The following is a 25,018-nucleotide window of genomic DNA, read 5'->3' as shown; positions in this document are numbered from 1 at the left end:
TTTTGTTTTTAAGAACTACAAGAAAGCATTGAACTCCCTATTTTGTTTCGTGCCCAATCTGGCCGTTTGGCAAACCATTCTTCATATTCCTTTTGTTCTGCATATGGTTTTTTTAACAGCGTGTAGAAGGTTTCTATTAAGCTATAATCGTTATTTTCTGCTTTTTCAATAACTAGCTGCGCCATATAGTTCCGCAGCACATATTTTGGGTTAACAGCATCCATTTTTTCCTTTCGCTGTTCATCAGATAATACTTCTTGTTGTAGTCTTTTCTCATACAAATTAAACCATTCTTTCCATTTGTCTAATGTAGTGCCAACTATTTCTTCTGGGGTATAAAAAGCATCTTTGATCTGATCAAGAAAAGAAGCTGTAACTTCTTTTTTAATAAGCCCTAAATTCCTAAAAAAGATAGTCATATCTGTCTCCGTAATTTGTAAAAATTCTTCTAAAGAATTTAATAAAGACGCATCATCTTTGTTTATAGTAAAAAGTCCAATTTTGGCTTTCATCATCTCTAGATATTGCACGGCATAATTTTCTTTATAAGACTCTAAAATAGCTTCTAAAGGAGCTGCATCTTCAATTACTGGGTATAGTGCATTTGCTAATTGATATAGATTCCAGAGCCCAATATTAGGCTGATTTCCGTAGCGATATCTTTTATGTTGCCTGTCTGTAGTATTCGGTGTCCATCCATCGTCATAAGCCTCTAACCAGCCATAGGGGCCATAATCTATGGTTAACCCAAGGATAGACATATTATCGGTATTCATTACCCCATGCACAAAGCCTACCCGTTGCCAATGAATAATCATATTTAAGGTACTTTGTACTACTTTGGCAAAGAATTCTAAATAAGCTTCTTTTCCTTTCGACTTAACTTCCGGAAAAAAATGCTTAATTGTATAGTCTAAAAGTATTTTTAACGTTTTTGTGTCTTGTCTAACGCTTAGAATTTCATAGTTTCCGAAGCGTAGAAAAGAGGGTGCTACACGGCAGACAATGGCACCTTTTTCATAAGCAGGATTTCCATTATACAACACATCACGTAAAACTTTGTCTCCTGTTAAAGCTAAAGATAACGCTCTAGTGGTAGGGACGCCTAAATGATGCATTGCTTCACTACACAAATATTCTCTAATTGAAGAGCGTAATACGGCTAAACCATCTGCCGTTCTGGAATAAGGTGTTTCTCCTGCACCTTTTAATTGTAAAGCCCAACGCTTTCCATTAGTTACCGTTTCTCCTAAATTTATGGCTCTTCCATCACCTAATTGCCCAGCCCAATTACCAAATTGATGTCCGCCATAGCACATCGCATAAGGTTTTGCATTTTTTAATATTTCATTACCAGTAATACAATTTAAAAAAGCATCAGAATTGATATCCTTATCTGTTAAGTTTAATGCTTGTTGCATTTCTTTAGCGCTATGAATGAGTTTTGGAGACTTTGTTTTTTTAGGTTGTACAAATGAGAAACATGCTTTTTCTACTTGCCTTCTATGGTTCTCCAAAATTGGATCAGAAGGTAGTTCTTTAGAAAATGTATCGTTTAAAGTGATATTCATTTTATACTATTTAAGCAATTTGAGTAGACATGATAATGTTGTAATACAGGTCTTTAATACAAATGTAATAGGGAATTTTACCATATGCTAATGATTTAGTGTTAATAAAAAACGAAGATTGATGCAGTTTTTTTAATGTATTTTTGAGCTTGGAGCGACATAAATCCTAATGAATAAAAAAACGATTTACACCATATTAACGCTAATTTGTATTATTGGTTTTTGGGCTTTTGAAAACTTCTATACGCCAGATACCTATTCTGAACCACAAGAAAATGGAACGGTACATCTTTCTATTCCAAAGTATATTATGCCAAGTTCTACAACAAAATCAATAGTACATCATCATAATTATTCCCTTTCGTATCACGAAAAATACGAACAAGCAGAATGGGTAGCCTATACTTTAGATAAAAGTCATTTAACATATGATGATAGAAAAAGGCCTCATTTTATTGAAGATCCAAAAGTGAAAACAAAATCTGCAGATTGGCGTAATTATAGAAGGTCTGGTTATGATAGAGGGCATTTATGCCCAGCGGGTGATCGTAGGTTTTCTGAGTATGCATATAACGAAACTTTTTATACCAGTAATATTACACCGCAAAACAATGCATTTAACGCAGGTGTTTGGAATAGGCTAGAGCAACAAGTACGGTATTGGGCAAAAGTATATGGAACGGTGTATGTAATTACAGGAGGCGTTTTAGAAAGTGGTTTAAAAGAAATTGGAGATGAAGATGTAAGTGTGCCAAACTACTTTTATAAAATTGTGGTGAGAGGGCAAGAAAAAAACTTAAAAGCAATAGGGTTTCTTTTTGAACACGAAGAAAGTACTAAAGAACTCAGAAGGTTTACGGTACCTATAGATGAAATAGAAAAACGGACAGGAATCGATTTTTTTAAAGAACTTAACGAAACTGCCGAAACCAAGCTCGAAGAAAAAATACAAGCTACGAACTGGAAATTTTAAAACCCTTCTTTCAATCGGTTGGTATCCATTTTTATAAAAATAAAGAGTAAGGCGGTAAAACCTAATAAGCCAGAGCCACCATAACTAAAAAAGGGTAGGGGTATACCTACTGTGGGTAAAATACCAATAACCATCCCTACATTTATAAAATAATGTATTAAAAGTATAGAAACTACGCCGTAGCCATACATTCTACTAAATGGGTTTTTTTGCCGTTCCGATAAATATACAAGGCGTAATAGCAGCATAGAAAAAAGAATAATAACTGTGGTAGTGCCAATAAAACCCCATTCTTCTCCTACGGTACTAAAAATATAGTCGGTATGTTGTTCTGGTACAAAATCTCCTTTGGTTCGTGTGCCTTCTAGAAAACCTTTTCCAAAAAAACCTCCGGATTCAATAGCTTTTTCGGATTGGTAGGTATTGTATCCAATACTTTTACGAATCTCTTCTAGTTTTTTAGGATCTTTCTCTAAGCGTAACCATAAGCTAAAACGATCTCTATGGCGTTGTTCAAAAACATTATCAAAAACAAAATTTACAGATAATGAAAATAGTATTGTACTAATAAAAAATAGTACAATGGGAAGTATAGGAACTTTAAATGATTTTTTCTTTAAGAGAAAAAACAGTACTAGGAAGATGCCTAAAATAATAGCAATCCAGATGGTACCAAACATTAAAGTAAATATAAATGTTAAAATGGATAGTAAGCCAATCCATAAATAGAATAAGGGTACTCCTTCTCTAAAGAGTACAAAAGCTAAAGAAAAAAAGACTAATGCACTTCCTGGGTCAGGTTGTGGAATTATTAATATGGCCGGAATTAATAGAATTAAAAAAGCATATAGCTGGTCTTTTCTTCTTTTAATATCGGTTTGTATGTCACTTAAGTATTTTGCTATAGCTAGTGCCGTAGCAACTTTAGCCAGCTCCGATGGTTGTAAATTAAAGAAACCTAAATTATACCAAGAAGTAGCTCCGGCTATGGTAGTTCCAAATACATAGAGCCCTAATAGCATTAGGAGTATAATAACATAAATAACACTGGAAAAGCGTTCAAAAAAATGACTTTCTAGGGTTAAAATAATAAGAATTAGAACAAAGTCAATTCCTATAAATACTAATTGTTTTATATATATAGTAGAAAGCGTAACCGTTGTTTGGTCTTCTGAAAAAGTACTAGAGTAGATGTTTACCCACCCAATACCAACGAGTGCTATAAATATAAGTATGCTAATCCAATCTAAACGTCTTAAGAGACTTTTACCAAGCATATTCGTTTATTCTAAACGGTTCTCCACTATAGGGTTTTGCATATTCATGCTCTAATGTTCTTTCTAGCATTCTTTTTTCTAGATCTTTTCTGGTAATTTCTCCTTTTATATATTTTTCTATTAAAAGTGATGCAATATGTCCGGCATAACGAGCGCCATAGTAACCGTTTTCTATATAAACAGCTATTGCTATTTTAGGGTTGTCTACAGGGGCAAAAGCTATAAAAACTGAATGATCAGTAAGTTGGGTGCGTTCCCCATCTATTCTGGTAAAGTTTTCTACAGTACCTGTTTTTCCAGCAATATCTATCCCAGGAATTCTAACACCTCTGGCAGTACCCCTATTACTTCGGTATACATCTGCCATAGCGTTTACTACAGGTTCAAAATGTTCCTTGTCTATGGTAGTTTGTTGCGGTTGGGTATATTTAGGATCGTCTATAGGAACTCCATTGACTTTCTTTAAAATATGTGGAATTTTATAATAACCTCTATTGGCAATGGTTGCCGTCATATTTGCTAATTGGATTGGAGTTGCAGCAACTTCTCCTTGTCCAATGGCATTAGAAATTATAAAAGAAGAAGACCATCTATTGTCTCCATAAGCATTGTCATAATATGCTTTTCCAGGAATTCTACCACGTGCACCGGTAGGAAGGTCAGATCCAAGGAAATTACCTAAACCAAAACTTTTAATATGTTTTTCCCAGACATCCATACCTTCATCTGTGGTTGGGAATTTTTCATAAATTTTTCGAAATGTATTTGCAAAATACGCGTTACAAGAGGTTAGTATCCCTTTGTTTAAATCTCTTACACCACCACCACAATGACATCCTTTTTTTTGACTTCCCACATAATACCCATGATGACAAGTTATTCTGGTTTGAGGAACAATTGCATTTTCTTGTAAAGCTACCAAGGCATTCATAATTTTAAAAGGCGAACCAGGAGAGGGTTGTGCTAACAATGCTCTATTCCAAGTGGGTTTTGCTATAGAATCGTTATACAATTTGGTGTAGTTTCTAGAACGTTCTCTCCCAACTAACAAGGCAGGATCATAGGTTGGACCAGAAATTAAAGTTAAAATTTCTCCAGTAGAAGGTTCTAAAGCAACAATACCGCCTCTTTTACCAACCATTAAACGTTCGCCATATTCTTGTAATCTTTTGTCAAGTGTTATGGTTATTTCGCTTCCTTGGATGGGTAATGTATCTAAGGCACCATTTTTATAAGGCCCTATTTCTCTATTAAATCGATCTTTTTGGATGTATTTTACTCCTTTTCTTCCTCTTAAAAGATCCTCATATTGCTTCTCTACACCAGTTCTACCTTTAAGTTCTCCTTGCTTGTAATAGGGGTCTTTTTTAATATCACTAACATTTACCTCACTAATATAACCTAAAGCACTAGCACTACTTTTTGTGGCATACTCCCGTAACGATCTTTTTTGGATATAAAAACCTTCGTATTTACGCATTTTCTCTTGTAGCTTAGCATAATCTTTTTTAGAAAGTTGCGATACCAAAACAGAAGGAAGTCTTGTAGAATAATGTTTAGCTCTAGATAATTGTTTATCAAAGCGCTCCTTGTCTATGCCAATAAGTCCACAAAACTCTAAAGTATCTAAGGCTTTTACATCTCTGGGGATCACCATCACATCATAAGCAGGTTGATTCCCCACTAAAAGCTTCCCATTTCTATCATAAATATAGCCGCGTTCTGGATAATCATAGATGGGTTTTATGGCTGAGTCTTCTAATACTTGAGCAGGAGAATACTGGAATACTTGTAAATAAGAAAGTCTTCCTAAAAAGGAAATCCCTATGATAATTATAATGGATGATAAAAGCAATTTTTTCATCGTTGATGAATTTGGTTACAATACTTAACAAAATACGTAAAATAGTACTTAAATAGTTTTTGCTTGTATAACTTTATTACTCTTTTGTGCTAAAAAGGGCACTTAAAAGAATAGACAATATTAATGAGATACTACCAACAATTAGTACCCTTTTTAAAATTAATATAAAGTTAGAAAAGCTAAATATCTCTAAGCTAAAAAAAACAATATGATGTATTACAATTAATAACGCTAAAAAAGTTAATTTTTGTATAGTTGTAGTATTGGATAATTTAAAACTTTGAAATTCAAAATTTACTCCAAAGCAAAAACGCATAATAGTAGGTCTTAAATACGCTATTGTAATGGAGGCTGCAGTGTGATAGGCTAGGGTATCCGAAAATAAATCGATGCTAAACCCTAATAAAAAACAGATTCCCATAAAAATTGCACGATTTTGCTTAATGGGATACCAGTAAATAAATAAGATATAAATAATTGGGTCGATGTAGCCTAAAAAACCAATATTATTGCAAACGAGTACTTGTAAAAGTACAAGACCTATAAATCTGATGCTATTAATAAAATAGAAATTACTGCCCATTTGTATTTTCAGATTCTAAAAGTTCTATCTCTTCTTGATAAATATTTTTAATGAGGTATACATTTTTTACACTGGTCATATCATTAAATAACAATACATCAATGGTATAAAAACTTTTCGAAGAATTTAAATCAAAGTTTTTTATGGTGCCAATAGCAATATTTTCTGGAAATATACTAGATTCTCCACCAGTTAAAATGGTATCTCCTACTTTTAAAGTTGCTTGTTTGGGAATATCTTCTAATTGTACTGTAGTATAATCTTCTGTATTCCACGTTAAAGATCCAAAGCTAGTAGTATTTTTTATTTTAGCATTTATTCTAGAGGTTCTGTTTAAAATGCTTTGCACCTTTGCAAAATTAGCACTTGTGTTTGTTACAATCCCTAAAATTCCTTTAGGAGTTACTACTCCCATATCTTCAGTAATTTGATGCTCAGTTCCTCTATTGATGGTAATATAATTGTCTAAACGCGTATAGCTATTTTTTATGATTCTACCAGAAATGGTATAATAATCTAGTTTTGTAGAATCGGTTTTTATAGTGTCAATTTTAATTTGATGTTTATCTTTTGTATTAAATAGTAAACTACGCAAACGTTTATTTTCTTCTAGCAACTCTTGGTTTTCTTCACTTAAATTAAAATAGGAAGAAATATTACTAGAAGTTTGATAAACGCCACCCGTTAACCAATTGGCAGAGTTAAAAAACTTTGATTGATGATAAGAATGTGATTGAATAGTAAAAGCAAGGCAAACGAACAATAAAAACAAATAAAATAGTAAGTTTTTGTTGTGGATTATAAATTTAATAATCTGTTGCATTCACTTTTATGTTTTTCTTCTGATGCTTGCGAGCCTCTTATTTAATTAAAATACTCTTGTAGCGATCAAGATTTTTTAATGCAATTCCTGTACCTCGTACTACTGCTCTTAAAGGATCTTCTGCAATGTAGACAGGGAGATCTGTTTTTTGTGATAATCGCCTATCTAAACCTCTTAACATAGAACCTCCACCTGCTAAATAGATACCCGTATTATAGATGTCAGCCGCTAATTCTGGAGGTGTTTGTGATAAGGTTTCCATTACAGCATCCTCTACTCTTAATATAGACTTGTCTAAGGCTTTTGCAATTTCTCTATAAGATATCTGTACTTGCTTTGGTTTTCCTGTTAGTAAATCTCTACCTTGTACAGACATTTCATCTGGTGGTGTTTGCAAATCTTCTGTTGCAGAACCGATACTTATTTTTATATTTTCAGCAGTACTCTCTCCAACATATAGATTGTGTTGCGTACGCATGTAATAAATAATATCATTTGTAAATACATCACCTGCAATTTTTACAGATTTATCACAAACAATACCTCCTAAAGCAATAACGGCAATTTCTGTTGTACCACCCCCTATATCAACAATCATATTACCTTTAGGTTGCATAATATCCAAACCAATACCAATTGCAGCAGCCATAGGTTCATGAATAAGATATACTTCTTTACCATTAACCCGTTCTGCAGATTCTTTTACGGCGCGCATCTCTACTTCGGTAATTCCAGAAGGGATGCAAATAACCATTCGTAAGGCTGGTGGAAACCATTTTTTCTTTAATGCAGGTATGTTTTTTATAAACATATTGATCATCTTTTCAGATGCATCAAAGTCTGCAATTACACCATCTTTTAAGGGCCTAATTGTTTTAATATTTTCATGGGTTTTTCCTTGCATCATATTGGCTTCTTTACCAACTGCAATTATTTTTCCACTAATTCTATCTCTAGCAACAATAGACGGACTGTCTACTACAACCTTATCATTATGGATGATAAGCGTGTTTGCTGTTCCTAAATCTATTGCTATTTCTTCTGTTAAGAAATCAAAAAATCCCATTGATATGTATTTGGTTCCAGATTAAAAGTAAGTTTTATAGACGAAAGAACAAAATTAATGTTTAAAATGACGTGTGCCAGTCATTACCATAGAAACATTATTTTCATTACAATAATCTATACTGAGCTGATCTTTTATAGATCCGCCTGGTTGGATAACGCTAGTTATACCACTTTTATGCGCAATTTCTACACAATCTGGAAATGGGAAAAAAGCATCACTTGCCATAACGGCTCCATTTAAATCAAAATTAAAAGATTTTGCTTTATGAATCGCTTGGTTCAATGCATCAACGCGTGAGGTTTGCCCAGTTCCACTTGCACATAATTGTTTTCCTTTTGCTAAAACAATAGTATTCGATTTTGTGTGCTTACATAATTTAGAAGCAAATATTAAATCTTCTACTTCTGCTGTAGTAGGTGCTATTTTTGTTGCTGTTTTTAAATCGGAAGCGGCATCTGTTTTATGATCTTTTTCTTGGAGTAGCATTCCGTTTAAACAGGTTCTTACAATCATTTCTGGCATAGCTACTTCATTTTGGATGAGAATAATTCTATTCTTTTTCCCTTTTAAGACCTCTAAAGCGTCTGAGGTATAACTTGGTGCTATCACCACTTCACAAAACAGGCTATGTATTTCATTTGCTGTAGCTAAATCTATTTCTTTATTAGCAATTAAAACACCACCAAATGCAGAAACAGGATCACCAGCTAAAGCATCTACGTATGCTTGATGTATGGTGTCTCTTTGTGCTAAACCACAGGCATTATTATGCTTTAAAATAGCAAATGTTGGTGCATCATTCTTAAATTCATTTATTAAATTTACAGCGGCATCTACATCTAGTAAATTATTATACGATAGTTCTTTTCCGTGGAGTTTATTAAACATCGCATCAAAATCTCCAAAGAAGAATCCTTTTTGATGCGGGTTTTCACCATAGCGTAACACCTTTCCATTAGTTTCACTTACTTTTAATGCGGCAATTTCATGATTTTTATTAAAGTAATTAAAAATAGCAGTATCGTAATGCGATGAGATGTTGAAAGATTTAGCTGCAAAATGCTTGCGCTCTTCTAAAGTAGTACTTCCATTACCTTTAGTTATGATATCTAAAACCTCATCATAATCTTCCATAGATGACACGCATAAGACATCTTTATAGTTCTTTGCAGCAGCTCTAATTAAAGAAATACCGCCTATATCTATTTTTTCTATAATATCTTGTTCTGATGCTCCACTGGCTACTGTTTTTTCAAAAGGATAAAGATCAACAATAACAATATCCAATTGTGGAATATCAAATTCTGCTAATTGAGCTTGGTCCTTTTCATTGTCTTGACGATTTAGAATACCACCAAAAACTTTTGGATGTAATGTTTTTACACGGCCTCCTAAAATAGAGGGGTAACTGGTAACATCTTCAACAGGAACAACAGCGATCCCTAAATCTTTAATAAATTTTTCGGTTCCACCAGTAGAATATAGGGTTACGCCTAATTCATCTAATTTTTTAACAATTGGTGCAAGACCGTCTTTGTGAAATACAGAAATTAATGCTGAAGTTGCTTTTTTTGAAGTGCTCATTTAGGTTCCTTAAATTAAAAATGCAAAATTACTTTTTTTAAATTGATAAAAGTACTTGGTTATCAACAAAACATGGAAAGTTTTAAAGAATTTCGGCTACTTTTTTATTTACAAATTCTAAAAAGCGTTCATCTTCTGCTGTAAATGGATCTGGAGTATCAGAATCAATATCTATTTGTCCTATATTTTCTCCATTTACAAATAATGGAATTACAATTTCTGCCTTTACGCTAATGCTACATGCTATGTAATTGTCTTGTGCTTGTACATCAGGAACTACAAAATTCTGATTAGAAACGGCAACCTGCCCACAGATTCCTTTCCCAAAGGGTATAATAGTATGATCTGTAGGAGTACCCGCATAAGGACCTAATTTAAGTTCGTTTTTGTCGCCATTTTTAAAATAAAATCCTACCCAGTCATAATACGAAACACTTTCTTTAAGGAGATCGCATATTTGTTGTAGACGGTCATCAGTGGTGTTATTACTATTAATAATAGTAAGTACTTTTTGTTGTAAGCTATTGAACATAAAAAGGTGTTTTACAGATAAAGTTCAAAATTCTGCTTTTATAAGAAAAGGAGCAAGATTTATGGCTATAATTTTTATTAATGAAACTTAATTTTGAGAAATCTGTAAGACATGCTCAAGTTTATAAATTTGCATTCGTCTCAATTTTCTGTGGGATTTTTTGGAAAATACCTTTTATTAATTCAATTAGGTCCAGATTTGAAATATGTTCTAAAATTAGTCTTGCGCATTTACGAAAATCAAAATCAGTTATTTGTTTAGAAAATCACTCCAGCTACAAAGGTTATTCCAATTAGGGCACCTATAAAAACACTGATAAGAGTCTTTTTTATTCCGCTCATTTTTTTTGATACTATCATTGCAACTAAAAATTGACATAATAGAATTGGTAATGCGTAAATTAGGAAAATGACCCAATGGAAAATACTACTCATCCATTTAAAATCATAATATCCTTCGTCGATAAAAAACAAGAAAGTAGTTATTAAAATAGAACTTACAATTAATATGATCAATTCACTTTTACTAGGATTTTTTATAGAAATTAATTGAGTCATAATTTAAGTTGTTTTTAATTTATTGTTTTCCTCAGTTTTTATAAAAATATGATTTTTTTTGAAATAATAGCACTTCTAATAATTGGATATAAGGGTTTTATGTTTAGAAAGTACTTATTGAGATTGGATATTCCTGTTCTTTATTTAAATGTAATTATTTCTATATAGTTAACTATCTGGAGCACATTTTTAGTATATTTATTAGTAAAATATAAATTTTATGAAAAAAATAATTCCTTTTTTATTAATTATGTTATTTATATCCCTCTGTATTTCATCTTGTACTGCAGATAGTATAACTAATGATAATGCCGACTTATCAAACGAGCAAAGTTATCCTGGAGATGATGGAGGTGCTCCTCCGGATAATTAATTTAAATACAAAAGCGATTTGAATGATTAATCCAAACCGCTATTAGGTTAATAAATTTGTTAAAGGCTGCCTTTATTTCTTGCTCCTTTGATAATAGGTTACAATACTTGCTTTAGCTAATGTGTTATTCCATAAATAGTATCCAACTACAGCAGGGTTTGTATTTTCTTTTAATCCAAGCTTGTCTGTTTTTAGTGCATAAACCGTTATGATATATTGATGTAAGCCGTGATCTTCAGGAGGGCAAGGGCCACCATAACCTTCAGTGCCATAGTCTGTGATGCTCTGAATAGCTCCTTTAGGTATTAAATTTAGTGTTGTGTTTCCAGCACCAGAAACTAATTCATGTGTATTTGCAGGGATGTCAAATACAATCCAATGCCACCATCCGCTGCCCGTAGGAGCATCTGGGTCGTACATTGTTATTGCAAAACTTTTAGTCTCTTCTGGAGCATTTTTCCAAGATAATTGTGGTGATAGATTTTTACCTGTACAACCAAAACCATTAAACTCCTCTTTAATTGTAGCTTCTCCGCCTAAATCACTACTAGATAAAGTAAATGTCTTTTGCCCAAAAACTGAGCTTGAAAAAGCTATAAGTACTGCTAAAATTTGAATTGATTTTATCATAATATTTGTTTTAATGATTAATTTATGATGCAAATCTACACAGCATTGTAGCTTTTGTATTAATCTGAAAAGTTCAAAAAGTATTGATAAAAGTTCAACTTAATTGGTATTGTTTTGGGGTAACGCCAAATTTTGTTTTAAAAGCTTGAATAAAATTAGATAAGTTTTCATACCCAATTTCTTCAAAAATATCTGAAGGTCTTTTTGATTCGTTTTTTAATAGAAAAGCGGAATGTTCTAGCCTTTTATCTTGAAACCATTTGCTAGGTGAACTATGAAAATTTTTCTCAAACTCTCTTTTGAAAGTTGAGACACTCATATTGGATAAAAACGAAAGCTCTTTTATTGTGAGTTTATTTAATCTGTTACTTTCAATTGTTTGGATGAACTTCTGATTTTGATTATCACTATTGTTAATCAAGGAATAAACAAAGTCTAACCCATTTAAGTCTATAAGATAAAGTATTATTTCCTCAAGTTTTGTTTTCAGAATGTTTTCTTGAATTGACTTAGAAAGTTTAGATATATCTAAAAGGCTTTCAACAAATCTTTTTATAAATGAGTCATATTTAAATGAATAGGTTGAGTATAATTTTTTAGAATTAGAAGTTTCTAATTTAAATTTTTGTATAATTTTTAGAACTTCTTCATTAGAAAAGAAAAATAGTATACTACGGTAATATTCTGAATCATTAGAAAGCTTTTCTGTCATTAAACAATGGCCAGACTTCATTAATAGAAATTGAGAATTATCTATTGCATATGCAGAATTATCGAAAAATACTTCTTTAGTTCCTTCTTGAAGAAAGCTGAACGTATTTTTATTTAATAAAATTTGTTGTTTCGATATTTCAGTGATGCTTTCATAATCATAAACCACAACAGATTTAGAAGAACTCAAATTTAATTCGTCCGGTAATGTAATTGTTTTCATTGGGTTCTCTAATTATTTCTATGGGTGAGTATAAGAAGCATAGGGCAAATTATACGCCATACGTTTCGGTTAAGTGCTAAGCCAAATATAAATATTTTGCTTTTATTTTTTTTTCAAATACTAAATTTTAGAATTGGTGACTTTGGAAATAAATATTGATTTTTTCGATTAGCCCCTAACCTTTATGTTTTCTTATACATTGTTGATAATAGTTTTCTTTTAATCCTTGATTTTAATTTAATAGCCTTATAGACTTATATATTTTTTGAGAAAACTATATTTTTATATCCTTTTCCATTAACTATAAAATTTAATTCTCCAACATTTATAAATTCATTTCTTTCATAGAATCTAATGGCTCTATTATTTTTTATATAAACCGTGAGCCAAATAGTATCTAATTGTAATTTTTTAGCATGCTCTTCAACAAAGGTTAGCAATCGTTGTCCAATTTTTAACGGTATAAAATCATTTAGTATGAAAATTCGTTCTAACTGACAACTGTTTTGTGATGTAATGCTTTCATTTGTAGCATTTACTACCAATTTCGCATAACCGACAGGTAAATCATCTGTGTAAATAATATAAAATATTTGCTTAGGATCACTAATATTCTGTTTCGTTTTAGAAACTGAAAAATTCTCGTTTAAGTATTTTAATACATCGTTTTTATCCTTAATATAATGCCCGTGTGATTCAGCCCATGTTAGCCGACCTAGAAGTGCTAAAACTTCAGTATCAGTTTTTGTAGCTATTTTTATCTTAATCATTATTCTTCTTATTTGTTCTTAATCTTCTTATGTGATAACCATGAAGCAATACAGCAATTGTACAGCCTACGATTATTGGTGTAGCACTAATTAATGCTCCATATAAAATGTAACCTGTATTAGCGATTAGTGATATTAAACGTAATTTATATTCGCCTTTGGCAGACATAGAATATAGATTTATAACTAGAGCTATATAGCCAATACTATCAATTAAAAATGGACTCATGTTTTATATTTTTCTGTTTGATTAATTTATTATTGGAACTATACTGCTTAAATTACATAATACAAATATAAAATGTATTATATTATTTTTCGTTTGTAATCGAATTAATAATTGTATATTTGAATTCGATAATATCAAATAAATTACAATTTAGTTACGATTACAAATGGATGTATTAGATAAAAAGATACTTGAAATGCTGAAAATTAATGCTAGAGAAAGTTTCGCTAAGATTGGAAAAGAAGTAGGCTTGTCAGCTCCAGCCATTGGTAAGCGTGTTAGGCAAATGGAAGAAGAAGGAATAATTGAAGGCTATGCTCTAAAAGTAAATCATGAAAAATTAGGCATTGAAACTAAAGCATATATAACATTAGTAATACATCGAGGGCCTACAGGATCAAATGATGCTCAAAAACAAATACTAGCAATGGAAGAAGTGCAAAGTTGTGATAGGATTACTGGTGATGATTGTTTATGTGTTTTAGGTTATTTTAGGAATAATAAACATCTTATTTCTTTTCTTGAAAAAATCTCAAAGTATGGCGCTTCAAAAACAAGTATTATTTTAGAAGCGTAATTTCTCTTGCTTTGAAGGTTCTCTACACTTTAAAATTCTATTTTATGATCTGTAAGAGATAATATTCTGCTAACACTCTGCATGTTTTGAAATGTTCATCTTACCAAGTTGGAAGACTACTGTGGTTTTTTAGCCACTTAAGTTTGAAAAATTTATTTTATAATACTTTATCAGTTTTTAGCTTTTCGAAAATAATTTTAGCTGACTTTTCTGCAAATAAAGCAGGTCCAAATGAACTACTTGAGTTAAATGTAGCTTTCCAGACCTCTTTTTTTGTCACAACATCAATTCCAGTTAGTTGGTAAGTAGCTGATTGAAGTCCACCATTATAGTAAGACAAATTTGTTGGTTTAAAAATAAGAACAATATCTTTTTGGTCAGTTCGGATAGCATCGCTAATTTCTGAATTTATATCATCATTTTGATTAAGGGCCAGCGTTTCACTTTTTTGTTGGAAAAGTAAAAAATTTACTTTCTTATTTTCATTGTTAAATTCACTTTCTAGCTTTTCTTTTAATTTTTCAGAAAAATTCCTTGTACTATATTTTTCATAAGGAATAACAATTAGAGGGTTCTTATAGGGTTCTTTTATTGCGGAACTATCTACTACAGATTTAATTGATACTCCACAACTTGTCAATAAAATAGTTGCTAAAAATAAGGTGATAAGTTTTTTCATTTTGTTTGGTCTTAATTTATTTTAGAAAGTAAACTTGCTAGATTTTTGATTTCTAGAATTTAATTTAATTCAGATTGTTAACTAGTAATTCCAGTTTTTTAATTATGACAATGTAATTTGCTTAAAACTAAGGTTTAGCAGCTATTTATCATAGGGTCTTATATCACTCTAAGTATTATATTTAGTATAAACTATTCTAATACTATTTATAGTTGAATGATTGGTATTATTCTTTTTTTGAATCCGAAAAAAGTTGATTCAAATCCATCTGTCATATTCTTGATATAATAGTTTGGATTTGTTCCATTCTGGTCAGTTCCGTTATGAGAAAATGTAGATGACCAATAATCTTCATCAGTAAATTCATTAAGTATTTGCCTTCTGTTTGCGTAAACAAGTCTTAATTCTTCAATAGTAGGAAGATGCCAGTCAATGAAATTTCCTATTATTAGATTATTACAAAAATCAGTAGCTTCAACATGAGAATATTTTTCTCTGAGGTAATTTAAGATATACAAATTTGTCCCTGGAATTTGAGTAATAATATTTTCTCTTTGCAAATCTCCTGCAGAGACTCCTAAGTTTATTAGCGTTAATGATGAAACATTAGCTTCTAAAATTCGTATTAAAGGCACTTGTGCATTTATGAGATTTTGAATAGTGACACCTGCTTGTAGTAGTTCTTCTACTCTAACATTTGCTGTTAATAATTGCGGAATGGAAATTCCAGTATTTAATAATTGTAGTATGCTTATACCAGCTGAAAGTAGTTCTTCAATGGTAGCATCATCTGCATCGATAATATTTTGAATGCTTAAACCTGCTTCTAGTAGTTTTTCTATAGTAACGTTTGCTGCTAACAATTGTTGAATAGAAATTCCAGTATCAAGCAGTTGTTTAATAGTTACATCTGCTGAAAGTAGTTGTTCTACAGTAATATCTACATTTAAAAGATCTTGTATCGTTACGCCCGCTTGTAGTAATTGTTTAACGGTAACGTTTAGAGCTAATAATTCTTGAATTGTATATTCGTCTACAAGTAGTTCAATTTCAATACCTTCATTTAATAATTCAGCTAAAGTGAAATTTTCGCTAATTTGAACATTTATTTCTTTAAAAATTTGCTCTGAACTGTTAGATACGGTCCATCTAATTTTATGATTTTCAAAAAGACTGCCACTGAATGTTGTTATAGGATCAGTAGAATCTAAAAAATCACCATTTGTGTTACTTTCTAAAGACCAAACACCAGTGAGTCCATTATTTAGTTCAGTAGTTCTTAAAAGTACACTATTCGTATTGATGTCATAATTTAAAATATTTATAGTAACAGTTTCAGGAAGAGGTGTTGTAGCGTTATCCTTATTACAACTAAAAATTAAAAAGGCTATAAGTATTAGAATTAATGGTTTTTTTATCATTTTTTTTAATTATCGGTAATGGTTCGGTTTAGTATTTATTCTGGATATACTTATTATTCAAAAATAAAAATAGTAAATTTTCTATTAATTCTTTGCAAAAACTTTTGTTTTTATTCTAAAACCAAATCTAAACTAATTTAAAATATGCCATTTTGCTTATAATGATCTAAAGCCTTTACAAAAGATAATAAGTGCAAAAAATAATTGTATTAAAGTTGTGATATATTTGGAGCGTTAAAGATCAATTCGCTTATTGCCAGATTTGTAAAACAACAACTATTTAGCTTCTTCCTGTTTTTGCAGCCAAGCAATAAGAGTTTTTACTTTTCTTTAACCATAAGAATCCAAACAAATTTTATATAAATTATAATATAAGATATACTTAGACCAAATTCTTTTTATTGGTATTGTATCTACAAAAGATATTTTTTGAACACAGATTTTTAAATGATTACTAAAAATAATTTAACCTAGATAATTTTAATACTGTTAAGTAACTCCTATGTTTTTTGTAGAAGAAGCTAGCATAGTTTTTTAATTAAAAAATCATCGAAGATTTCAAATTCGTATCCGAGTTCACGAATTGAATTTTCAATACCCGTTTTATTTGGTAAATCAGCTTTTTTCAAAAAAGAACTTGGGTCATTGATATTTGAGTTTGTTTAAATATTGCCTAATGCTATATGTAGTGTTACCAATAGTTTTTGATTAGAAGTTTAAAAGGTCCTCTGTTTCTGTCAATTCGCTCCATCTAGCTGATAGAAATTTCGCATAAGATATTGCTCCCATACCATAAGTGCCCAAACTATGGCCATCATTTACTTCAATTAAGTAGTGCTTTCCATTTGCATCAACTCCAAAATCTAAACAATAAGATTTAGGCTGACTTGTATATGCTTTAATTGCTTGTTTTACGATTTCTAGATCTAATTTACTATCCCAATTTCCTTTATAATATCTAATATCTAGTATTTCTCCATAACGGACAAAACACCTCCATTCTGTTGCAATATTGATGACTTCTGAGCACCAAATTTTTACTTCATTTTCATAATTTAACCCAATTAAATCTTTAAATTGATTAATTACTTTTCCTTGAAATAATTTTGTTTCAATAGGTTTAATGAAAATTCCTGTTCTTTCTTCAGCAATTATTTTATTCAAGGTTGAGGTCCAAACTTTTCTGTTTAGAAATTCTCGTAATTCCATTGGGTATTCAATTTCGTCTTTTTTATCAATTCCCAGTATTTTCAAGCGCGTTCTTACATTTCCAACTCCACCAACAAAAATAGCGTCTCTTATATTTTCAAGAACGTCTTTTGCGTCAACATATTTAAAAATCTGAAAACCCAAAGATTTAAATCCAACAGAAGCTATAAATGCATTTACATTATAGTAATCTCCATTTTTATCAGTTTGTATGTAGACTTTCATTAAATTATTCCTAATGTGTTTGTATTTTGTGTAAGATTAGTTGCATAGTTCAAAGCAATAAAGTTTGCTAATGTTATTTAGGAACAATTGGTTAAAGGGTTTCCACATAGCCATTTACTTTCAATCCATCCCACAACTCCATTACATTCAACTTTTACCCATTCACCACAAAAATCCTTTAATCTAAGTCCTACTGCTTCTTTTTTAATTACTTTGATTACTTTTCCTTTTTTTGGTTTGTCTAAGAGGTTTAGTTGTTCATTAGCGTAATTCCTAGTATCAACAGCTATAACTGAACCGTGAATCCAACCTTCGCCATTTGGTATTTCAATATCGCTATTGATACCTTCTATAGGGCTTTCAATTTTAAACCATCCATTTTTTGATGCTGTTACTATAATCAAATAATCATGATTTATATCATCCACAATTAATTTTGTAATAATACCTCCATTTGGAGTTTTGCGAATATTAGTACCAGATGTATCAGAATCATTTAAATAGACCTTTAGCCTAGTTTGGTAACATTCTTTGAGTTTATTTTGTTCAAATACATCTTTACTTGTAAACTTGATATCTGTATTTGATGCTATCTGCTTTGATTCATCTTTGCTAATTGCATTTGAATTTTGTCCACAAGAATTAAAGAATAATATAATAACAGTATAAATAATTAGATTTTTCATTATTGCTTTTTAAATATTTATTAGCGTCTCGTATAACAAGCTTTGCTTGCCAAAGGCAGGCATGATTTGTTATACATTGTTAACAAATGTTATTTTTTCAGTTTTCCGTTATCATAATATAATTCATCTATTAATTGACCATTTAAATTATAGAATTTCCATTTACCATTCATTTTATTAAGTACAAAAGAGCCTTCATATTCAATATTACCATTACTCCAATATTTTTTCCAAGTTCCATTTTTAATTGCATACGAACCTAATTCCCATAGATAAAGGATATTTGATTTAATTTCTTTCTTATTGGGTTCATCTTTTTTCTTTACAGAGTTATTACTATAAGAAGAATTATCAATAACATCAGTTCCAATGATGGTTTCTTCAATAGCATTATCATTCTGATTGATTTTAATATCTTCTCCAGCATAGTTTTCAATTCCCATTAAGGTCCCATTTTCATAAAATATTTTCCATTCTCCAATCATTTTACCATCTCTAAATATACCTTTTTGTCTTATTTGTCCATTTTCATAATTCGCTATCCATTCGCCTTCTCTATATTCATTGATTTTACCAAAGTGTTTTAATTTTTTATTATCGTAAAATTCTTCCCAAATTGTATAGTCTTTATAAAATGATTCTTTTCTTTTTAAGATTCCATTTTCATCATATTTTTCAGTAAATATATTTTTTCCATCTTCAGAAAATTCTGATTTCAAATATAGTTTACCTTTATCATATCTTTGGTAAATTCCAATTTGTCTACCATTTTTATAAATCCCATCTTCAACTAATTTACCATCAAAATCAAATCGTTGATAACTGTTATTCCTTAAACCATTACTATAATTTTCTATAACTGATATTTTTTTGTTAGAATAGTAAGATTTCCACTCTCCTGTTTTTTTATCATTTTCGAAGAGTCCCTCGGATTTTAGCTCTCCTGAAGTAAGGTCAAAGTATTGCCATTTCCCTTCTTTTTTCCCTTTTATGAAATTACCTTCTGCTTGCTTTTTATCACTTAAATTTTCTGCATAATATTCTGTCCAAAGTCCTGTTTTCTCACCATTTTTATTTAACACACCTTTTGCTGATAGATATTTTTTACCAAAGCGACTATAATATTCTTTGTGTTCCTTTTGTGAAAAGCCTAATAGAGATACTAAGCATAGAAAAAATAGTATTATAATTTTTTTCATATTGTAATTTATAATATTTGCTAACGATTAATGTAAACGTCTCTGCTTGCAGAAATTCAGCGGCTTTCGGTAGGGCACAAGGCGTTATATTTTTAGTATTTTTAAATGATCAGTTAAAATAATAAAATTTGTAACGCCGACTTTACAAATACAAAACTGCCTTTGCTCAAAGCACTAAATAAGCATTGAGTTTACATCGTGTTAGCATTAGTTATTTTATTTGGTTCAATTTTCCGTTTGGTGTAATATTATATATTGAAATAATGCTATCTGTTTTTATCTCATAATCAATGTCAATATATTTTTCTTTTATAAAACCACTATTATCTAGCATTGTATCATTTACAAAACTTCTGAAATCAGTCACTTCAATTTTCGTTTTTGATTTCAGTTTGTAAGACTTCCATTCAAATTCTCCAGCTGATTGGTCCTGGTCACAACCATTGTATATATGTAACTCATCTATGCTTTTTTTATCGATATAAGTTTTCAAGTAATAGTCAGAGCATAAATCATCATTAATTATAAATATAACAGAGGTTAAACTATCATTTATTTGATAAAAACTATCAATAAAACTATTTTGATTTTGGATTAGTTCTTTTTTTAAATCAGAATGAAGAGATGAAATCCAGTCAGGTAAATCAATTTTTAGCTTTTTAATTTTGGATTTGAATTTAGTACTATCAACAGACTTAATCTCTTTAATTTTAGGTGTGTTATTTTCTACCTTATCTTTTTTTAGTTGAATGGTATTATAGTTGTTTATTTTTTTCTTACAGCTCAAAAGCGAAAAAAATAAGAGTGTAAATAATAATCTGATCATTTGCTTAATTAATGCTAACGGACTTGTATATGAAAAGTAGCGTGTAAAAAGGCACTAATTTTTCATCCCAATAATTATTGGGATAACACAGAGTCGAATTTATATATTTTTTTAATTTTTCTCTTTTTAAAAGCTAAAATAGATTATTTCGTTGTCGCGTAATATTCTATTTGGCGGACTTTTCTAAATATGTAAACCCTATTGGTTAAGCACTTATCAGTTATGTTTTATACATCGTGTTAGCAACTGGCTTTTTTCAGTTCCATTTTTTTATGTAGCACATTAGCTTTTTCAGTTTTCAAAAAACCAAGGTCATCCGTTATTATTGATATTTTTCGGAATTGATTAATGTTTTTTAATCTGTCAATTTCTTCCAAACTCAAAGTCCATTTAGTAATATTTTTAGATATGTTTTCTGTGATTCCGTTTTCTAAAATCATTTCTTTCGTTATTGAATCTGCAAAATGGCTTTTGTTTAGATAGTTAATAGGGTAAAGAGACTTTATAAAACCTTCAAGTATTCCAACCGAGTGGAAAGTCCAAGTTAGGTCAGTTTTGTTAACCTCTATTTTCGTTGAAAACAATCCTTTCTTTATTTTTCTTTCACTACTAGAATCAAAATTTGGCGGTAACTGGGTTATATATCCATATTCGAAATCATAACTCTTGATTAGTTTTTCGGCTATCTCTTCTATATTTTCATTCTCTACATATTCATTTAAAATTTGTATGCAAATATCAATCTTTGAGTTTTTTGGTTTTTCAGTATAATTTAGCATTGGGTTGCTAATCATAAAATATGTATTGGTGTTATTAGAATCAAATCCAACAAAGCTATAAACAATTTCTTTTTGGTTTTTCAGAGCCTTTTTAAATCCGCTTAATGTTTTTCTAGAGTTTCTATAATTTATATCAAAATCACTAGCTTTTAAATCTGTTTTTTGATTTATGGAATCAATGGTTGAGAGAATACAGTTTTCCATATCAAACTGTTCAGCATTTTTATCATCAGTTATTTTGAATAACTTAATTATCCAATTCTTAGTTCTATTTTTTCTAAATAGGTTCACTCAGCTTGTTGCTAACGGTTAAGATATAAAGCGAGTAGGGCGTTCCTCTCTGGTAGGCTTTACCTTTTATAATTTCATGTTTAATAAAAGTATGCTAATTTTTCGAAAAAACACAGAGCCGAATTTTTATATTTTGTTTTTAATTTTTCTCTTTTTAAAAGCCAAATTGCCAAAGATTTGGCGACATTATAGGTAAACATAAGCGTTTCTCTTAAGCACTAAACCCCGTATTAATTATAGCTATTGTTGTAAGCAGTTGTTTTCAGAAACTAAATGAACGTCTCTGTCTTTTTATTCTTAAATCCAGTATGACTCCAATTCCGATTAATACCAACGCAGCTGAAATAACACCAATTTTGATACTATCACCTACTTTAGCGCCTTGAACAACAAAACCAAAAGTAAAAGAAAGCCCAAAATTAATCGTCCAAAATGTATAAAAATTGTTAGGTACGAAACGTAATTTCTTTTTTAAATACTTTTTGAATTTAGTGAGTTTCTGTTTAAACATTTCATTGCTAAATGATGGTATTTTTTCGAGCTCTAAATATTTAATATAACTTTCAATACCTTCAGTTTGTTCAGGACTCAAATCTTTTTCTTTTAATTTATTTAAAATTTGAATGAAATTTTTAAAGGTCTTGATTTCAGATTTTTTATTGGTTTTTGAAAGTTGCTTTTTCAGAAAGATAGTAGTTGCTTTTAAATCACTTGTTTCTGAAACAGAATTTGAACCAATTAATTCTGTTAATTCTACATCTAAAGCATTTGCTATTCTTTTAATCGTTTCGCCTGTTGGTGTAGATTCATTATTTTCTATTCTTTGAATAGTTCGAAGTCCAACCCTTGATTCCTCAGCCAAATATTCTTGAGACATTCCATGAGTTGTTCTTAATTTCTTTAAGTTTTTTGCTAAATCTTTTGTTTCCATTTTGAATGTTATTTATTGTTTTAGCAAATGTATACCAGAAGCATATTTACTTGTTACGTCAAGTTGCCGTCATCTTTACGTCAATAATTTACGTCAAGTTACCGTCATCTTTATATCAACGGGTTGCAACGGTTGCGGTAAGAAACGTTACGCATTTCAAAGTTTTTCGTTATCGGGTTACCATCGCCGCTTATTAATTGTTTTAAGTTTAAATATACCACTTGTCGCACTATATTTTTTAACGCGTGTTGTGGTGTCGTGTCATTAAATGTGTTTTCTAAATTCGTTTTATCAAGCTCGAACCACTCAACTCCGCTTCAATAGTTTTTCCCCTAATCAATTCAGTTAATTCATTGTGCCAGGACTGATCTCGCCACATACCTACAAACTGAGGTCCACAGAAATTACTTGTTGAAATAGCTGCCCAGCGTCCAGTTTTAACCGCTTCACGGGTACCTAAATCACATAGCTCTTTTACCCAGTCCCACTCTAAAAGAGGTCCGTCTTTATAATCAATAATACCCCAACACTCGGTAGTGACAAGAGGTTTATTGACCTTTTTAGACCATTCGGCAGCCCAATGAATCTGGCTTAAAAGCTGATCTTTCCAGTAATTTTCTTTTTCGCGATATAACTTCTCTCCTTTTAAAGCAAGATTTTTGTAGCCTTCATCAGAAAACCTTTCGTAGTTATAGTCTATCTCTTTATAAAATTCTCCATTATTCCCATTTACCATCCAAATATGTACTTCAAGGAAGTCGAGCATGCTAGTATCTCCCTTAGTTAAGGAGGCTTCATTAACTTCACCTGTAAATGAAAAAGTATACGGAATATCAGGGTATTTTTCTTTTAGCACTGCAATGGATTCACTCATCCAACGACTGGACTCTTTGGTATGCCAACCTTCCAAATCGGTTTTAAAAGGAGTCCATACTTCTAATGGCCACTCGTTACTAAGGTCGAGATATATGATTTGATCCATCAAATCATGTGCATCAATCAAATCGAGTACTGATAGCCATACTTCACCAAGTTTTTGAGGCGAAGTAATTACATTATATGATTTTTCTTCATTTGATCGCCACCATGTTGAGAGTCCTATTTTAATATCGTATTCTCTACATTTTTTAACGAAGTTAATAAAATAGGGTTGCAGGGTAATTTTAGTGATAGCCGGACTTCCCCAGTCTTGTGTATTCCAATGAGGGGTAATCACAAACTCTTCATTCGGATTTTTGTATATAAGATGTGGAAAAGCATCTATACGAATGGCATTATAACCGCGTGCTTTTAACTCGGAAAGTGCCACATCCCAATCCTCATAACCTGCACCTGGCCAACGGCGTTCCAGCCAACTAAATTCCCACATTGTTATGGCCAAAGGTTTTTTATTATTTGTATTTTTTTTAAAAGACATAGCATTTATTTCTGTTCCTAAGGACAATCCCAATCCTGTAAGAGTAATGTTTTTTGTAAAATCTCTTCTGTTCATATTTTAAACTATTTATAGATGTATTTTATTGACTGTCTATTTTACATGCACCACAAAGATTAATGTAAACGGCTGTGGGTGGAGAAGGGTATAAGTCTTCGGTTGAACACAAGGTGTTACATTTTTAGTATTTTAAATTTCGGTATTAAAATAATAAAATTTGTGACGCCCACCTCGTAAATATAAAATCTTCTTAGCTCAAAGCACAAAAAAACATTGCGATTACATCTTGTAAGCAGTTGTTTTTATTTTACCAAAATCTCCACCAAGGTTTATTGTCATTATTTGAAATAGGTTTAGTGTCTATTTTTTCTTTAATAGATATTTTTTTATCAGTTTGAGATTCAAAATTATATCTAAAACATTCTTCTTCTAAATCAATATCCCAAAAAGCTTTGCCTAAAGTTTTTTCTATCAAATGGTGAATTAGCTCCGAGGCGTCATTCTCAGTTTTTTCAAAGTCAAGTTTTTCTCCAATTTCTTCGTGTCTAACTTCATCTTCGGTTTCTGCAAAGCTTCTAATGATTTTACAGTCATCTGTATAATTTACGGCAAAAGTCATTGTCATTTCTGATAATGCAAATGAAAAAGCTTTTTGATTTTTTATATTAAATTCAAAAGCGGCTCTTTCCATTGAAATAAAAATTAAGGTTCCTTTTTCTGAAAAATAAATATCACAATAGTTATCTTCTTTCCAATTTTCAGAACCACTCTCAAAATCAACTTTTTTGTCAAAGACTAATTTTTCTCCTAAAATGTCTTCAATTTTTTCAATTTCATTTTCATAATTTTTATCAATCACTAATCCAGAAATATTATATCCCATTTTTTTGTGTTTTAATAACTGCTAACGTTCCTTGAATGTTGCGTTTGCTTCCCAATGGGAGCATATGCAATATACAAACTGTTGTGCTTAGTTTTTTTATTCCAATGA

Annotated in this window: 25 protein-coding genes; 3 read left to right on the top strand and 22 right to left on the bottom strand. The window is 30.7% G+C overall.

Annotated features, from left to right (window positions below):
* Nucleotides 1-8: 8 nt before the first annotated feature.
* Nucleotides 9-1,571, bottom strand: a complete 1,563-nt coding sequence (locus ACZ451_RS01940) for a protein adenylyltransferase SelO (protein WP_464215398.1) — start codon at nucleotides 1,569-1,571, stop codon at nucleotides 9-11.
* 169 nt (nucleotides 1,572-1,740) lie between these two features.
* Between ACZ451_RS01940 and ACZ451_RS01935 the strand changes: the two genes are divergently transcribed.
* Nucleotides 1,741-2,544: a DNA/RNA non-specific endonuclease gene (locus ACZ451_RS01935; protein WP_464215397.1), complete on the top strand. Its 804-nt coding sequence runs from the start codon at nucleotides 1,741-1,743 to the stop codon at nucleotides 2,542-2,544.
* Here ACZ451_RS01935 and rodA read toward each other — a convergent pair.
* The 7 genes from rodA to ACZ451_RS01900 form a co-directional block, all read right to left on the bottom strand.
* Nucleotides 2,541-3,821 carry a rod shape-determining protein RodA gene (gene rodA / locus ACZ451_RS01930; RefSeq protein WP_464215396.1) on the bottom strand — a complete coding sequence of 427 codons (1,281 nt, stop codon included), beginning with the start codon at nucleotides 3,819-3,821 and terminating at the stop codon, nucleotides 2,541-2,543. The two genes, ACZ451_RS01935 and rodA, sit on opposite strands and share 4 nt — an antisense overlap.
* Complete coding sequence (locus ACZ451_RS01925) at nucleotides 3,811-5,685, bottom strand: peptidoglycan D,D-transpeptidase FtsI family protein (RefSeq protein ID WP_464215395.1); 1,875 nt, start codon at nucleotides 5,683-5,685, stop codon at nucleotides 3,811-3,813. Before ACZ451_RS01925 ends, rodA begins: the two co-directional genes overlap by 11 nt.
* Nucleotides 5,686-5,761: 76 nt before the next feature.
* On the bottom strand, nucleotides 5,762-6,106 hold the full coding sequence (locus ACZ451_RS01920; protein ID WP_464215394.1) for a hypothetical protein: 345 nt from the start codon (nucleotides 6,104-6,106) through the stop codon (nucleotides 5,762-5,764).
* 151 nt (nucleotides 6,107-6,257) lie between these two features.
* The gene (mreC, locus tag ACZ451_RS01915; protein ID WP_464215393.1) at nucleotides 6,258-7,091 is read right to left on the bottom strand and encodes a rod shape-determining protein MreC; all 834 of its coding nucleotides are present in this window, start codon (nucleotides 7,089-7,091) and stop codon (nucleotides 6,258-6,260) included.
* Nucleotides 7,092-7,128: 37 nt separating this feature from the next.
* Complete coding sequence (locus ACZ451_RS01910) at nucleotides 7,129-8,157, bottom strand: rod shape-determining protein (protein WP_464215392.1); 1,029 nt, start codon at nucleotides 8,155-8,157, stop codon at nucleotides 7,129-7,131.
* Between the two features lie 54 nt (nucleotides 8,158-8,211).
* Nucleotides 8,212-9,744 (bottom strand): bifunctional phosphoribosylaminoimidazolecarboxamide formyltransferase/IMP cyclohydrolase, encoded by a 1,533-nt coding sequence (gene purH / locus ACZ451_RS01905; protein WP_464215391.1) that lies wholly within the window; start codon nucleotides 9,742-9,744, stop codon nucleotides 8,212-8,214.
* Nucleotides 9,745-9,826: 82 nt separating this feature from the next.
* Nucleotides 9,827-10,276, bottom strand: coding sequence for a GAF domain-containing protein (locus ACZ451_RS01900; RefSeq protein WP_464215390.1), 450 nt, complete (start codon nucleotides 10,274-10,276; stop codon nucleotides 9,827-9,829).
* Nucleotides 10,277-11,053: 777 nt separating this feature from the next.
* On the opposite strand from ACZ451_RS01900, the gene ACZ451_RS01895 reads away from it, so the two are divergent.
* The gene (locus tag ACZ451_RS01895) at nucleotides 11,054-11,206 is read left to right on the top strand and encodes a hypothetical protein (RefSeq protein WP_464215389.1); all 153 of its coding nucleotides are present in this window, start codon (nucleotides 11,054-11,056) and stop codon (nucleotides 11,204-11,206) included.
* A 72-nt stretch (nucleotides 11,207-11,278) separates the two neighbouring features.
* On the opposite strand, the gene ACZ451_RS01890 is transcribed toward ACZ451_RS01895, so the two are convergent.
* From ACZ451_RS01890 to ACZ451_RS01875, 4 genes are all read right to left on the bottom strand, one after another.
* A complete protein-coding gene (locus ACZ451_RS01890; protein ID WP_464215388.1) occupies nucleotides 11,279-11,836 on the bottom strand; it encodes a YbhB/YbcL family Raf kinase inhibitor-like protein in 558 nt (185 codons plus the stop codon).
* Between the two features lie 94 nt (nucleotides 11,837-11,930).
* Complete coding sequence (locus tag ACZ451_RS01885; RefSeq protein WP_464215387.1) at nucleotides 11,931-12,770, bottom strand: helix-turn-helix domain-containing protein; 840 nt, start codon at nucleotides 12,768-12,770, stop codon at nucleotides 11,931-11,933.
* A gap of 254 nt (nucleotides 12,771-13,024) precedes the next feature.
* Complete coding sequence (locus ACZ451_RS01880) at nucleotides 13,025-13,540, bottom strand: GNAT family N-acetyltransferase (protein WP_464215386.1); 516 nt, start codon at nucleotides 13,538-13,540, stop codon at nucleotides 13,025-13,027.
* Nucleotides 13,533-13,709 (bottom strand): hypothetical protein, encoded by a 177-nt coding sequence (locus ACZ451_RS01875; RefSeq protein WP_464215385.1) that lies wholly within the window; start codon nucleotides 13,707-13,709, stop codon nucleotides 13,533-13,535. Before ACZ451_RS01875 ends, ACZ451_RS01880 begins: the two co-directional genes overlap by 8 nt.
* A 226-nt stretch (nucleotides 13,710-13,935) precedes the next feature.
* Here ACZ451_RS01875 and ACZ451_RS01870 point away from each other — a divergent pair, with 226 nt between their 5' ends.
* Complete coding sequence (locus tag ACZ451_RS01870) at nucleotides 13,936-14,346, top strand: Lrp/AsnC family transcriptional regulator (RefSeq protein ID WP_464215384.1); 411 nt, start codon at nucleotides 13,936-13,938, stop codon at nucleotides 14,344-14,346.
* A gap of 157 nt (nucleotides 14,347-14,503) precedes the next feature.
* Here ACZ451_RS01870 and ACZ451_RS01865 read toward each other — a convergent pair whose 3' ends face one another.
* From ACZ451_RS01865 to ACZ451_RS01820, 10 genes are all read right to left on the bottom strand, one after another.
* A complete protein-coding gene (locus tag ACZ451_RS01865) occupies nucleotides 14,504-15,025 on the bottom strand; it encodes a hypothetical protein (protein WP_464215383.1) in 522 nt (173 codons plus the stop codon).
* 206 nt (nucleotides 15,026-15,231) lie between these two features.
* On the bottom strand, nucleotides 15,232-16,446 hold the full coding sequence (locus tag ACZ451_RS01860; RefSeq protein WP_464215382.1) for an Lcl C-terminal domain-containing protein: 1,215 nt from the start codon (nucleotides 16,444-16,446) through the stop codon (nucleotides 15,232-15,234).
* A gap of 708 nt (nucleotides 16,447-17,154) precedes the next feature.
* Nucleotides 17,155-17,880 (bottom strand): ATP-grasp domain-containing protein, encoded by a 726-nt coding sequence (locus ACZ451_RS01855; RefSeq protein ID WP_464215381.1) that lies wholly within the window; start codon nucleotides 17,878-17,880, stop codon nucleotides 17,155-17,157.
* Between the two features lie 77 nt (nucleotides 17,881-17,957).
* Nucleotides 17,958-18,566, bottom strand: a complete 609-nt coding sequence (locus ACZ451_RS01850; protein WP_464215380.1) for an SH3 domain-containing protein — start codon at nucleotides 18,564-18,566, stop codon at nucleotides 17,958-17,960.
* A gap of 89 nt (nucleotides 18,567-18,655) precedes the next feature.
* Nucleotides 18,656-19,765 (bottom strand): toxin-antitoxin system YwqK family antitoxin, encoded by a 1,110-nt coding sequence (locus ACZ451_RS01845; RefSeq protein ID WP_464215379.1) that lies wholly within the window; start codon nucleotides 19,763-19,765, stop codon nucleotides 18,656-18,658.
* A 211-nt stretch (nucleotides 19,766-19,976) separates the two neighbouring features.
* The gene (locus ACZ451_RS01840; RefSeq protein ID WP_464215378.1) at nucleotides 19,977-20,591 is read right to left on the bottom strand and encodes a hypothetical protein; all 615 of its coding nucleotides are present in this window, start codon (nucleotides 20,589-20,591) and stop codon (nucleotides 19,977-19,979) included.
* Between the two features lie 239 nt (nucleotides 20,592-20,830).
* Nucleotides 20,831-21,661: a hypothetical protein gene (locus tag ACZ451_RS01835; RefSeq protein ID WP_464215377.1), complete on the bottom strand. Its 831-nt coding sequence runs from the start codon at nucleotides 21,659-21,661 to the stop codon at nucleotides 20,831-20,833.
* A 262-nt stretch (nucleotides 21,662-21,923) separates the two neighbouring features.
* Nucleotides 21,924-22,592, bottom strand: a complete 669-nt coding sequence (locus ACZ451_RS01830; protein ID WP_464215376.1) for a helix-turn-helix domain-containing protein — start codon at nucleotides 22,590-22,592, stop codon at nucleotides 21,924-21,926.
* Nucleotides 22,593-22,869: 277 nt separating this feature from the next.
* Complete coding sequence (locus ACZ451_RS01825; RefSeq protein ID WP_464215375.1) at nucleotides 22,870-24,084, bottom strand: cellulase-like family protein; 1,215 nt, start codon at nucleotides 24,082-24,084, stop codon at nucleotides 22,870-22,872.
* A 250-nt stretch (nucleotides 24,085-24,334) separates the two neighbouring features.
* The gene (locus ACZ451_RS01820) at nucleotides 24,335-24,910 is read right to left on the bottom strand and encodes a hypothetical protein (protein ID WP_464215374.1); all 576 of its coding nucleotides are present in this window, start codon (nucleotides 24,908-24,910) and stop codon (nucleotides 24,335-24,337) included.
* Nucleotides 24,911-25,018 lie beyond the last annotated feature (108 nt).

This window comes from Allocellulophaga tsushimaensis (assembly GCF_055383085.1).
The sequence above is the reverse complement of the archived record's forward strand: the minus strand, read 5'-3'. Positions and strand labels throughout refer to the sequence as shown.